This window comes from Bifidobacterium apousia (assembly GCF_007559275.1).
GTDB lineage: Bacteria > Actinomycetota > Actinomycetes > Actinomycetales > Bifidobacteriaceae > Bombiscardovia > Bombiscardovia apousia.
This window is the reverse complement of sequence record NZ_VMHK01000005.1, coordinates 55,825-68,998: the sequence shown is the minus strand read 5'-3', so window position 1 is coordinate 68,998 and position 13,174 is coordinate 55,825. Positions and strand designations below refer to the sequence as shown.

11 protein-coding genes are annotated in these 13,174 nt (G+C 62.9%); 9 read left to right on the top strand and 2 right to left on the bottom strand.

All coding sequences use genetic code 11. The features are described from left to right. Positions 1-166: 166 nt before the first annotated feature. The 8 genes from FPK30_RS06825 to pknB all read left to right on the top strand — a co-directional run bounded on the left by FPK30_RS06825 (position 167) and on the right by pknB (position 10,129). Positions 167-1,024 (top strand): LPXTG cell wall anchor domain-containing protein, encoded by an 858-nt coding sequence (locus FPK30_RS06825; RefSeq protein ID WP_186279437.1) that lies wholly within the window; start codon positions 167-169, stop codon positions 1,022-1,024. Positions 1,025-1,223: 199 nt separating this feature from the next. After that, entirely contained in the window at positions 1,224-1,928 is a 705-nt protein-coding gene (locus FPK30_RS06820; RefSeq protein ID WP_015021121.1) for an FhaA domain-containing protein, read from the top strand. A gap of 36 nt (positions 1,929-1,964) precedes the next feature. Continuing rightward, positions 1,965-2,480, top strand: a complete 516-nt coding sequence (locus FPK30_RS06815) for an FHA domain-containing protein FhaB/FipA (RefSeq protein ID WP_372338672.1) — start codon at positions 1,965-1,967, stop codon at positions 2,478-2,480. A gap of 6 nt (positions 2,481-2,486) precedes the next feature. Next, positions 2,487-4,037: a PP2C family protein-serine/threonine phosphatase gene (locus FPK30_RS06810; RefSeq protein WP_144085857.1), complete on the top strand. Its 1,551-nt coding sequence runs from the start codon at positions 2,487-2,489 to the stop codon at positions 4,035-4,037. Then, positions 4,034-5,524: an FtsW/RodA/SpoVE family cell cycle protein gene (locus tag FPK30_RS06805; RefSeq protein ID WP_144085856.1), complete on the top strand. Its 1,491-nt coding sequence runs from the start codon at positions 4,034-4,036 to the stop codon at positions 5,522-5,524. The genes FPK30_RS06810 and FPK30_RS06805 overlap by 4 nt, the downstream gene beginning before the upstream one ends. Beyond that, positions 5,521-6,984, top strand: a complete 1,464-nt coding sequence (locus tag FPK30_RS06800; RefSeq protein ID WP_144085855.1) for a peptidoglycan D,D-transpeptidase FtsI family protein — start codon at positions 5,521-5,523, stop codon at positions 6,982-6,984. The genes FPK30_RS06805 and FPK30_RS06800 overlap by 4 nt, the downstream gene beginning before the upstream one ends. Next, complete coding sequence (locus tag FPK30_RS06795) at positions 6,981-7,973, top strand: serine/threonine-protein kinase (protein ID WP_024627542.1); 993 nt, start codon at positions 6,981-6,983, stop codon at positions 7,971-7,973. The genes FPK30_RS06800 and FPK30_RS06795 overlap by 4 nt, the downstream gene beginning before the upstream one ends. Then, positions 7,970-10,129, top strand: coding sequence for a Stk1 family PASTA domain-containing Ser/Thr kinase (gene pknB / locus FPK30_RS06790; protein ID WP_144085854.1), 2,160 nt, complete (start codon positions 7,970-7,972; stop codon positions 10,127-10,129). The genes FPK30_RS06795 and pknB overlap by 4 nt, the downstream gene beginning before the upstream one ends. Positions 10,130-10,368: 239 nt before the next feature. On the opposite strand, the gene FPK30_RS06785 is transcribed toward pknB, so the two are convergent. Both FPK30_RS06785 and FPK30_RS06780 read right to left on the bottom strand, forming a co-directional pair. Continuing rightward, complete coding sequence (locus FPK30_RS06785) at positions 10,369-11,496, bottom strand: class E sortase (protein WP_144085853.1); 1,128 nt, start codon at positions 11,494-11,496, stop codon at positions 10,369-10,371. Beyond that, positions 11,497-12,249, bottom strand: a complete 753-nt coding sequence (locus FPK30_RS06780) for a DUF881 domain-containing protein (protein ID WP_045923788.1) — start codon at positions 12,247-12,249, stop codon at positions 11,497-11,499. Positions 12,250-12,339: 90 nt separating this feature from the next. Between FPK30_RS06780 and crgA the strand changes: the two genes are divergently transcribed. Continuing rightward, positions 12,340-12,759, top strand: coding sequence for a cell division protein CrgA (gene crgA / locus FPK30_RS06775; protein ID WP_024627538.1), 420 nt, complete (start codon positions 12,340-12,342; stop codon positions 12,757-12,759). Positions 12,760-13,174: the final 415 nt, after the last annotated feature.

Here is a 13,174-nt window from a genome sequence, read left to right as displayed (position 1 = left end):
CGATCAGCCGATGACCATTCCCTGCGATAGAATCGAGGTGTGTTATCACCAAAGACTGGTCGATGATGCCTGTTTCCCAGGGGTAGGAGTGTCAAGGCAGGACACCCCATGAATGTATCTGGGGAGCAACCGACAATAGAGAAAATAGAGGTAACCAATGAATATCATGGTTCGTATCAAACGCGCATGCGCAGTACTCGCTGCCGGCGCCACCCTGGCAGGCGGCCTGGCATTGCTGCCCACCGTGGCCCAGGCTGTGGAAAGCAAGAATGTCCAGACCAAGGCCGATGGCTACCAAATCATATTCCACGACCCCTATGGTCCTCGGGGGGATGAGGGGCAGGAGACGACAACCACTCTGCACACCGACGCCAACGGCAAGCTGGATCCCAACACGATTCCAGAGCCTACATTGCCCGATCAGAATACGAAAGCTGATGGCTGGTCTATCAATGGATCTGGTGGCCCAGCTGATGACCCAAATTCACAAAAAATCGACTTCAACACCTATGTTTTCACCCAAGACGAGGATCTCTATCCTAACTTCGTCCAGATAAACCCCATCACTTACAACATCACTTTCATCACTATGAATCCGGAAGATATCGAAGAATCCACCGCGGACGTGATGCAAACCAATAGTGAGGGAAAGCTATCTGAGGAACCCACGGTTCACAACTTCGATGGTTACACCTTCGACGGTTGGTTTAACGAAAATGGCGGGTCCCGTTACGTCCCCGGTGGCACCTACAACGCAGACACTATTTTCAGGGCCAGGTACACCAAGGTGACCACTCCCAACGAGCCTAACAAGCCTGGTCAGACCGCTCCGGTTGACAACAACACCAAGCAGCCTGCCAAGGACAACAAGGCTCCCGCCAAGGATCCGGCTAAGAAGGACGCCAAGAACAACAACACTCTGGCTCAGACCGGCGCCGACGCCGTGGCTCCTCTGGCCATTGCCGCTGGCCTCTGCCTGGCCGCCGGCATCACCCTGGGTCTGCGTCGCAAGCTGGCTCTGTGAGCCTGCAGGCTTCGGCCTGACCCATGATGATTGAAGTTCAAAGGCCCCCTGGTCAATTGTGGCCACGGGGCCTTATTTATACCTGGCAGTCGCGGTCGTTCGAACCTGTTCATTGGAGAAATTGCAAGCATCCGACCGCCCATTACCCCCTTCCGGCAGGGTCACGTACTATGAAAGGGTTATATGGAAAGGGATGACTATGAGCGTTCTCGATCGTTTCGAGAAGAGCGTGGAAGGCGCCGTTAACGGTGTCTTCTCGAAGTTCGGCTCCAAGGACCTACAGCCCGTCGACCTGTCGAGCGCCCTCGAGCGTGAGATAGACTCACAGGCCATGCCCGTCGGTCGCGACCGCACCGTGGCGCCCAACGAGTATCGGTTCAGACTATCCACCCCAGACTTCGACCGCATCGAGCAGTGGGGTTCGGAGGCACTGGCCAACGAGCTGGCAGACAACCTGACCAAGTACGCCGAAAGCCAGCACTATGCCTTCGTCGGCCCGGTCGTGGTCATTTTCGAGGAGGACCTCAACCTGAACAAGGGCGACTTCCACCTGTCTGCCGAGTCGGTCCAGGGCAACGCGGCACCCGTCACCACACCCGAGGAGTCCAAGGACTGCCCGGTGCTGGAGATCAACGGCCGCCAGTACCTGCTGACCGCCCCCATCACCACCATCGGCCGCGGATCCTCCTGCGACATCGTCATCGACGACGCAGGCATCTCCCGCCGACACCTGCAGATCGAGATCACTGACAAGGGCGTGGTAGCCCGCGATCTGGGATCCACCAACGGCACCTATGTAGAGGGACATCAGGTTCCCGCAGCCACCCTGCTGGACGGCAATACCATCACCATCGGCCGTACCCGCATCCTCTACTGGGCATCGTCACAGGAACAGGATTCGTAAGTCGCCCAGACCTTGAAGTAAGGTCGAATCATTATGCTGACTGAACTGACATTCGCCATCCTCAAATACGGATTCCTGGCTCTGTTATGGGTATTCGTCTGGCTGGCCATCCGTTCACTCCGCAAAGACATCGAGACTTTCAGCCCCAAGACCTCTCATACCCGCCGACGCAGCGAACGCGCAGCCCAGCGCAAGCTTCCTGCGGCCGCCAGATCCGTGCCTATCGCCCCGGTCAGCAAGACAGAGCCTGCAAGCGACGACCCATCTTTGCTGGTAGTCATTGACGGACCTCTGGCTGGCTCATCCACACCGCTGTCCGGACGGCCCATCACCCTGGGGCGATCCTCCTCGAACACCCTGGTGCTGGACGACGAGTTCGTCTCAGGCCATCATGCGCGGGTCTACCAGGATCCTGCATCAGGCCGATGGGCCATCGAGGATCTGGGGTCCACCAACGGCACCGTCGTCTCGGGGCAGAAAATCACGGCGCCGACAATCCTACCGGCGGAGGTTCCCGTACGCATCGGTGCCACCACCTTCGAGTTGAGGTAGCCGCCCATGACCAGGAACGATGCGAGCCAAAAGCTGTTCCTCTACTCCACGGCGGTTTCAGACGTGGGGTACGTGCGCAGCAACAACCAGGATTCTGCCTTCGCCGGCGAGCGCCTGGTGGCCATGTGCGACGGCATGGGCGGCCACGCAGGCGGGGATACGGCCTCGACCATAGCCATCCGATCCCTGGCCCACATCGAACGCGACGACCGTGAGCAGGACGTGCAGTCCCTGGCCCGGATGATGGAGACCTCGGTCATCGCGGCCCATGACGCCATCGTGGGCAAGGCCAAGCGCGAACACCGGCTGTCAGGCATGGGCACCACGGTCACGGCCCTGGCTCTGGCCGACGACTCCTGGGTGCTGGCCCATATCGGGGACTCCCGGGGCTACCTCCTGCGCGATGGCAAGCTGATCCGGATGACCCAGGACCACTCCTACGTGCAGCACCTGATCGACACCGGCCGCATCTCCCCGGCCGAAGCCCGCAACCACCCTCAGCGCAACGTGGTCATGCGTGTCCTGGGGGATTTCGACATCGACCCCCGTCCGGATATCTCCATCACCAAGGCCATGCCCGCAGACCGCTGGATGATCTGCTCGGACGGCCTCTGCGGTGTTCTGGAGGACTCGACCATCGCCGAGGTGCTGTCCACGGTCTCGGACCAGGCGGAGTGCGCCCAGCAGCTGGTCACCTTCGCCCTGAAGGCCGGCAGCACCGACAACGTGACCGTGGTCATCGCCGATGCCACGCTGGCCTTGGACGCCGATGCCTTTGACCTGCCCCATCAGACCCCTCTGGTCGGCGGCGCAGCCAGCTCCAACCTGGAGGCCCTGGCTGACATCCTGGATGAGCCCGTAGCGGCTGCACCGCGCCTGCGCGACCAGTCCCGGGAGTCCCCTGCCAAACGGGCCGCCGATCTGACCCAGGACCGGGATACCGCCAAGCAGGAGGACGAGGACGAAGATGGCCGCACTGCCCAGCCCTCGGCGGCCCGCGAGGAGAGCGGCGAACGGCATGTGCCCGACACCAGCGAGATCCCCGTCGTCCGCAAGAAGGACGGCTCGGCCTCAGCCGACCCCTACGACCCCGACGTGGCTGACGCCATCCACAAGGAGCACCTGGAGCAGCGCAAGCGCCAGCGCTCCCGGCACCGGAGAATTCGACTGATCCTGGCCGGCATCATCACCCTGGTAATCCTTGCCCTGGCCGGAGGCACAGGTGCCGCCTATCGCTGGAGCCAGGAACAGTACTACCTGGGCACGGATCAGGGCCGTGTGGTCATCTACCAGGGTGTGCCCACCAAGGCCTTCGCCCTCTCGCTGTCCCACCCGGTGCAGACCACGGACATCGCCGTCAAGGGGCTGCCCCAGTCCTGGCGTGACCAGCTGGAAGAGGGCATCACCGTCTCCAGCATGGATGACGCCCAGGAGCACGCCAGCCTGATCCGCAAGGAGGCCGGCGACCTCAAGCGCGAGCGCGCCAAGACTGCTGCTTCCCCCTCCGCCTCACCCTCGCCGTCGAAAACCAGCCAGGACGGGCGGCACTCGTCATGATCGCCATCCGTCTGCGCCGCATAGGCCTTCTGCTTTTCTCCCTGCTGGTAGGGTTCATCGGCTTCTTCCAGATGTTCGCCCGTTCCGCGGGCCGCTTCCCTGGAGACTACGCCGCCCTGCTGGCAGTCACCGCCGCCCTCTTCATCGCCCTCTGGATCCTCTTGGAGATTTTCCAGCCTTATGGCAGCCAGGCCATCCTACCCAGCATCGTCATTCTGAGCTCACTGGGCATCACCCTGATCACTCGCATAGATCTGCGCAACGCCCGGATCGGCCAACCCACACGAGTGGGCTTCACCCAGCTGATCTGGCTGTGTCTGGCCCTGGTCCTGTGCGGACTGCTGGTCGTGCTGCTGCAGGACTACAGACTGTTGCGACGCTTCTCCTATGTGAGCATGGTGGTGGGCCTGGTCCTGCTCCTGTCGCCCATGCTTCCCGGCATCGGCCGCGAGATCGGCGGCGCCCGCATCTGGATCGGCGTAGGGTCGCATACCCTGCAGCCCGGCGAATTCGCCAAGCTCTTCCTGGCCTTCTTCTTCGCCGCCTACCTGTTCGACCACCGAGACCAGCTGGCCGTGGGCGGCAAGAAGGTCCTGGGCATGCGGATGCCCCGAATCAAGGATCTGGGCCCCATCATCATCGTCTGGCTTATTTCGCTGGCCGTCCTGGTCATCCAGCATGACCTGGGCACCTCGCTGATGTACTTCGCCATGTTCGTCTCCATGCTCTATGTGGCCACCGGCCGCACCAGCTGGATCGCCATCGGCTCGGTCTTCTTCGTCATCGGGGCCGTGGCCGCCTCCATGATCTTCGCCCATGTGGGCGCCCGCGTGGACGCCTGGCTGCACCCCTTCAGCGACGCTGAGTTCAGCAAGGCCTTCGGCGGGTCCGGCCAGCTGGTGCGCGGCATCTTCGGCCTGGCCGCCGGCGGGCTGACCGGCACCGGCCTGGGCCAGGGACGCCCCTGGATCACCCCCCTGGCCAACTCCGACTTCATCTACACCTCGGTCGGCGAGGAGCTGGGGCTGAGCGGCCTGCTGGTGGTCCTGGCCCTCTACCTGGTCATCGTGGCCTCGGGCATGATCACGGCCATGAAGATCAAGGACGGCTTCGGCAAGCTCCTGGCCTCCGGCCTGGTCTTCACCATGGCCTTCCAGGTCTTCACCGTGGTGGGCGGCATCACCCTGGTGATCCCCCTGACCGGCCTGACCATGCCCTACATGGCGGCGGGCGGCTCCAGCCTGGTGGCCAACTGCATCCTGGCCGTCCTGCTGATCATCATCTCCAACGCGGCCAACAAGCCGGCGCCCGAGGTCAGCTCAGACACCTTCAAGTACGAGGCCCTGGCCGTCCTGCGCCAGCAGGAGACCAGCAAGCGCAGCGGACAGGACGACTCGGACCATAACGATTCGGACCAGGACGAGGAGACCGACCTGCCAGCCACCGGACGCATTCCTGCCCGCCAGGTGCGAGGAGGTGGACAGTGAACAAGGCCCTGCGTCAACTCTTCAACGCCGTCATCGTCCTCTTCGTCATCCTAGGGCTTTCCAGCTCCATCATCATGGTGATCCGGGCAGGAAGCCTGAACTCGGATCCGCGAAATCTGCGCGCCCTCTACCACGAATATGCGGCACCCAGGGGGGCCATCCTGACCTCGGACGGCGCCGTCATTGCCCAGTCCGACCCCATCAACGACTCCTTCCAGTACCAGCGGCACTACAACAAGGGGGCCGTCTACTCGCCCATCACCGGCTACTACTCCATCACCAGCCCGGCCGACCGGGGAATAGAAGCCTCGCGCGACCGCCTGCTGAGCGGCCAGTCGGACAGCCTGTGGATGGACCGGCTCAAGTCCCTCTTCACCGGCACCCAGAACAAGGGCGCATCCATCGAGACCTCCATCAATCCCGGCATGCAAGAGGCGGCCTATAACATGCTGGGCAACCTGTCCGGATCGGTGGTGGCCATCGAGCCCTCCACCGGCCGCATCCTGGCCATGGTCAGCACGCCGAGCTACAACCCCGGCGACCTGACCGCCCACGACAGCGGCGATGCCTCCCAGGCCTATCAGAAGCTGGCCTCCCGCTCAGATAACCCCATGCTCAATCGCGCCACCTCGCAGCTGTATCCGCCCGGGTCCACCTTCAAGGTGGTCGTGGCCGCCGCCGCCCTGGAGTCCGGCCAGTACCACCCCGACAGCCAGCTGCCGGCAGGAGCCTCATACACCCTGCCCGGCACCAACTACAACCTGACCAACGCCACAGCCACGGGCAACGGGGTCAACGGCAGGATCAGCATGGAGAACGCCCTGGCCTACTCCTCCAACACCGCCTTCGCCCAGCTGGGTGTCAGCCTGGGCGGCAAGACGCTGGCCGAGCAGGCCCGCAAGTTCGGCTACGGCTCCACCATCACCTTGGACGGGACCAACTCCACGGGCCGGCCCATGAAGGCTGTGGCCTCCAAGTTCCCCGAGGACCAGTCCCAGGACCGGCTCGCCCTGGCCTCCATCGGCCAGGGGGACACCCTGTCCACCCCCATGCAGGCGGCCATGACGGTCGCTGCCGTGGCCAACGGGGGCAAGCTCATGCAGCCGACCCTGGTTGACCGGGTGCGCTCCAGCGATCTGAGCGTCATCAGCGAAACCACGCCCTCGGTCTACTCGCAGGCCTTCTCCACGGACACCGCCAAGGCCCTGACCACCATGATGGATGCGGTGACCACCAAGAGCTACCCGGAGCTGGCCATCCCCGGCATGCAGGTGGCGGCCAAGTCCGGCACGGCCCAGATCGGCGCGGGCAATACGGCAAATGACGGGTGGATGGTAGGATTCGCCCCGGCCGATAACCCCAAGGTGGCTGTTGCCGTCGTGGTGCATGGCATCTCCTCCTATGGCATGGAGATCGCCGGGCCGATCATGAAACGCGTCATGCAGGAGGCTGCCAAGTGAAACTGGTACAGGGACAGCTCATCCATCGACGGTACCGTCTGGACCGCCGTCTGGCCCAAGGGGGCATGGGCGAGGTCTGGAAGGGCTACGACATCGAACTGGGCCGTGTGGTGGCCATCAAGGCCCTGCGCGAGGACCTGACCAACGAGGAGTCCAAGCTGCTGCGGCTGCGGGCCGAGGCGCACAATTCCGCCAACCTGGCCCACCCCAACATCGCCGCCCTCTTCGAGTACTACGAGCATGACGGCATCGGATTCCTGATCATGGAATACGTGCCCAGCCAATCCCTGGCAGACATCTACCGGGACCGGGGCGCCCTGGACCCCATCGAGCTGCTGCCCATCCTGATCCAGACGGCCCGGGGGCTCTACGTGGCCCACTCCCACGGTGTCATCCACCGGGACGTCAAGCCGGCCAACATCATGGTCTCCGACACCGGCGAGGTCAAGATCACCGACTTCGGGGTCTCCTATTCCACCAACCAGGGGCAGATCACCCAGGACGGCATGGTGGTGGGCACGGCCCAGTACATCTCGCCCGAGCAGGCCCAGGGCCTCCAGGCCACGCCCCAGTCAGACATTTATTCCCTGGGCGTGGTGGCCTACGAGGGGCTCTGCGGGCACCGGCCCTTCACCGGCGCCACCCCGGTGGACATCGCCGCGGCACACGTCAACGATCCTGTGCCGCCGCTGCCCGACTCGGTGGACAACCAACTCATGAACTTCGTCATGTCCATGCTGGCCAAGGACCCGCGGGACCGCCCGGCGAATGCACTGGTGGTCTCGCACACACTGGCCAGGATCGAGCAGCGACTGCTGGATCAGCAGGTGGGCGAGACGGAGGTCATCAATCCACGCGCACCCATGCCTCGACGCATTATGAGCAGGCCGCACGCGGTAAAAGACATCTTCAGGCCCTTCTGGGGGCACTATGGAGAAGGAAGCGCACAGCGCGGCCTTGAAGCGACGAACGGAGGGGATACCCTATGAGCATCACACTGCCGCCGTCCCTAGCGGACGGACGATACCGTCTGGGACAGCTGATCGGACGCGGTGGCATGGCCGAGGTCCACAAGGCTGTGGACACGCGTCTGGGAAGGACTGTCGCGGTCAAGATCATGCGGTCCGATCTGGCCAACGACGAGGTCTTCCTATCGCGGTTCCGGCGGGAAGCCCACTCGGTCGCCCTGCTCAACAACCCCAACATCGTCTCCATCTACGACTCGGGCGAGGAGATACTGACCGACGACCAGGGCAACCATGAGCGGGTGCCCTACCTGGTCATGGAGTATGTCAAGGGCCAGACCCTGCGGTCCATCCTCAAGGAGAACGGCGCCCTGAGCCAGCGCGACAGCGAGCAGGTCATGCTGGGCATGCTGAGCGCCCTGGACTACTCCCACCATATGGGCGTCATCCACCGGGACATCAAGCCCGGGAACATCATGATCTCGGAGCAGGGCATCGTCAAGGTCATGGACTTCGGCATCGCCCGGGCCATGGACGACTCGGCCGCCACGATGACCCAGTCCCAGGGCGTGGTGGGCACGGCCCAGTACCTGAGCCCTGAGCAGGCCCGCGGCGAGAGCGTGGACATGCGCTCCGACCTCTACTCGGCCGGCTGCGTCCTCTACGAGATGCTGACCGGACGGCCGCCCTTCAACGGGGATTCGGCCGTGGCCATCGCCTACCAGCACGTCACCGAGGTGGCCACCCCGCCCAGCAGCATCGTGCCCGGCCTGCCGAAGATGTGGGATTCCATCTGCGCCAAGGCCATGGCCAAGGACCGGCAGAACCGGTATGCCACGGCCTCCGCCTTCAAGAGCGACATCCTAGCCTTCATGAACGGCGGAACCCCGGTGGCTGCCGCCTTCAACCCGCTGACCGACCTGGCCAACGTCAAGGCCCGCAAGGATGCCGAGCAGGGCACCGAAACGGCCACCATGCCGCTGACCGAAGAGGAGACGGCCGCCACCCAGGCCTTCAACCCCGTCCAGGATTCGCTCAACCCTGCTGCCACCGGCGTAGCCACAGCTGAGCGCACAGCCGCCAAGACGGCCCAGCAGAAGGCCAAAAAGCGCAAGAAGATCATCATCGGCGCCGTCCTGGGAGCCCTGCTTCTGGTAGCCGCCGGGCTGGGTCTCTGGACGGTCGTGAACCGGAACCATCATCAGATGGCCGAGGTGCCCACCATCAACGCGCAGATGTCACGGATCCTCGCCCGCGAGAAGGTCACCGCCGCAGGCTTCCACTACCAGGAGAAGGAGGACCACGACTCGGCCGAGCCCAAGGGGACCTTCACCAAGCAGAGCCCCAAGGGCGGAAGCATGGCTCCCAGGGGCTCCACAGTGACCGTCTGGTTCTCCTCCGGGCCTAAGGACACAGCCATTCCCGACGTCAAGGGCATGAACCAGCAGGAGGCCCGCAGAACCCTGGAGAAGGCCGGATTCAAGGTCTCCCCAGCCGCTTCGGTGGAGGACAGCCAGGACGTGCCCAAGGACCATGTGACCCGCACGGATCCCGCCGCAGGCCAGAGCGTGGCCAAGGGAACCAGCATCCTGATCTATATCTCCTCGGGCATGACCAAGGTGCCTGATCTGTCTGGCAAGACCAAGGACGACGCGACCAAGACCCTGCAGAGTCTGCACTTCAACATCACCATCCGCGAGCAGGCCTCCAACACCGTGGCCAAGGATATGGTCATCAGCACCGATCCGGCTGCCGGGTCCTCCGTCCAGCAGGGAGCCATGATCACGGTCACCGTCAGCAACGGCATGCAGTTGGGCAACTACATCGGCATGACCCTGGGCGAAGCCAAGCGCACCCTGGGCCAGGGGGTCAAGATCACGGTCAACGGCCCCAACAACGACAACGCCGAGGTCACCGGCCAGGATCCTGCCGCAGGCGCCTCCTTCGACAAGTCCAAGGACACCATCACCCTGACCACAGCCATCCGCATCCCGCCCTTCTCACAGGGCGAGACCTTGGGCAGCTACCGGCAGAAGCTGACCAACAGCGGTGTCAGCGCCGACAGGATCACCTCCATCGGCAAGGACGCGGACAAGGTGACCGCTGTAAACCCATCGGCGGGAAGCAGGGTGGACGACAACACACCCATCACGGTGACCACCATCAGCTCCGCCAACTGACCTGATATGGCCCCGGCGGGCACAGTCCTGCCGCCGGGGCCATATGTTGGGTCATATAAGGCCAGGCAGCATGAGTACGGGTGAAGTAGCGGCGCCTTTCAGACCATGGCCACCGTGGTGTCTTAGATAAACTAGGGCAATCACTTCCGGCAGTCGGCAAGGTATGACATCAATAAGCGGCGGGGCCGCAGGATCACATTGGATCCTGCGGCCCCGCCGCTCTTCCTATACCGCCTGGATCAGAAGGTGGAATAGTTGGACATCTGTCTGAGCATGGGCACGTTGCTGGCCAGCCATGGGAACCCCCACTCCATCAAGGCACAGACCAGAGCCAGCAGAAGCAGAATCAGCAGAAGCCATCGAATCGGGGCTATGCCGGACTGGTGCCGCAACAGCCAGCCGTAGAGGCTGATCATGGGCTGGGGCTTCTCGCCCTTGCGAATCTGCCGCAGCAGGGGGTAACGCCAGGCAGCCAGTGCCGCCAGGTAGATGATCAGATAGGCTGCTGCCAAAACCAGGAAGACCGGCTGCAGAGAACCCAGCCTGGCCATGACCGAGCCCTTGTCGTCTGCAAAGGCCACATTGCTGCCACGGTCGCCCAGCAGTTCCTTGGGCACGCCGTCGGACACCTTGGCCCAGTAGCCGAATTCGCCCCAGCTGATCCACCGATGGGTGGCCGTGGTGTACTTGGGCTCGCAGGTGGTCAGTGTGATCATGCGCCGATCAGGAGCGTCGTTGGGCGAATAAGGGTTGGGGGCGATGACGCTCACCTCTTCGGGCGAGACGATCTTGTAGCGGGTGTAGTGGTAGACGTACCAGTAATCCTTGGTGCGCAGGACGATGGCATCGCCCACTCGCAGCTCGTCCACATGGCCCAGCGGCTCACCATAGCCGGCGCGGTGTCCGGCAATGGCCACGTTGCCCATCTCGCCCGGCATCTGCGTATTGGGGTAGTGCCCCAGTCCCGCGTAGGCCAGCTCCCGGGGCGACGTGCCCTGAACCACATTGCGCTCCCAATGCTGTCCAAACCGAGGAATGTAGGCCTGGGCCATCAGTTCACCCTCGGCGGCCTGCTTGGGCTGTACCGGCGGCGCCCCCTTCTGAGGCTTGGCCACCTTGCGGGAGTCGCCCGATCCCGGGTTGCTCCAGGAGGTCGATGCCCGGGCCTGCAACTGCTGATGCTCGGACTGCACGCCGGTCCACCAGAGCTGCCAGACCACGTAGAGGGCGCAGATGACGGCCAGGGTAATCAGCAGCTCCCCTACGATTTCCGCAATGCCCACCAGCCAAGTTCGCCGCTTATCCGCCGGTTTATCCGCCGGTTTATCGACCGACGTCCTGTCGTTCTCCGAGTCCTCTGTCGTCATTTACCGTGCCTTCTCATCTAGCGATGCGTACTGGAGTGGCTGCAGGACAGCCGTCGTCTCAGGGAATTTCAGATTGTCCGAAGATTCGACATTCCATCCCAGACCTACCGTATTCACGTACTCCTTGTAAATGCGGATGGATGGCGAAGCATTCAGGGACTTGGTCATCCGGTCGACTGGTCCTATGGCTGAAATCTTATATGGCGGCGAGTACTTTCGGCCGTGCAGCAGCAGCACATTGCCCACGCATCGCACGGCCGTGGTGGGCAGCACCCGTTGATCCTGGATCCGCATGGACTCGGCTCCCCCGGCCCAGAGCGCGTTGACCACGCTCTCCACATCCTGCTGGTGGATGACGTAATCGTTGATGTTGGCCGTCGACCCGTCGGACCCCACCTTCTGCTGCCAGAGCGGGGAATCGTTGAGGGTCACCGTCAGCCCCGGCCCCTGGACGGCCTTGAGCACCGTGCCTGAGCCAGGGTCCTCGCGGGACTGGTCCGAGCTGCCCTTGTCGTCGGTCAGGGTCTTCAGCGCATTGATCTGCGAGCTCATGTCATTGATGTCCTTGCGCAGCTCGGCAGCCTTGTTCTGGCGCTCCTCCACCAGCCCGGCCGTGTCCGAGGTGACCGTGACCGTCCTGTTGACACGGATGTTGGTGGTCAGCATGTACCCGACCAAGGCCAGCACCACAGCCACGGACACTGTGCCGACCAGGGACCTGCGCGCACCGTGCCGTCCCGTCCGTCTGGTCATAGGCATACCCTCATCCTCGTCTGCGATAGTATTACGTTCGAGTCTAACCGCTACTATGGCTTAGTAGATCTACTGAAGGAGAATAACCTCATGGCAGAGCATCAACTCCATGATGACGAGGACCAGGCGGTGGACGAGGCCAAGACCGCTGACACTGGCGAGGACGCCGAGGACGAGGAGTACGGCCTGTCCATGGACAAGGTGGAGGCTGTGCTCAACCAGAACGTTGACAAAAAGCACATGACCCCGCAGATGCGCCGCATCGTGCAGCGTCAGGAGGAGAACACCCGCCGCGTGGAGGACACCATCAAGAGCACCAAGGCCAATCCACGTTGGTTCGTGCCTCTCTTCGTCACGCTGATGGTGGTGGGCCTGATCTGGATCGTGGTCTACTACATCGCCTCCACTCGGGGCAATGTCTTCCCCATCCCCGGCATCGGCAACTGGAACCTGGCCGTGGGCTTCGGCATTCTGCTGGTCGGCTTCCTCATGACCATGTGGTGGCACTGATCCAGCCGTATCGTTCTTCAGGGACCCCGCAACCGTCCAGGCACGGCTGTGGGGTTCTTTGTGTACCCGCCTATACCCATCCACACCTGAGCGTCAGGCATGTGTGGATTCAAGCCTCCAGCTCCACCTGTTTCATCCACTGTCTCCAGACTGGAGCCAAAGTTATCCACAATCGCCCGAATTCCTCGTGGACGGTCTCATGCACTCGTCCACAACCCTACTGCTGATTGGGTTCTGCCTTCACTTATCCACTTTTTGCCGGTATATATGCACCAGTTCTGGATACTTATTCCCAGGTTATCCACACGATTGTCAACAAATGTGGATAGATGACATCCATGTCATTTACCGATAACGAGACCCAAAGCGGAGACGAGATAGTCGGCAGCCGGCAGCAGGGCGGCCAACGGCAGCC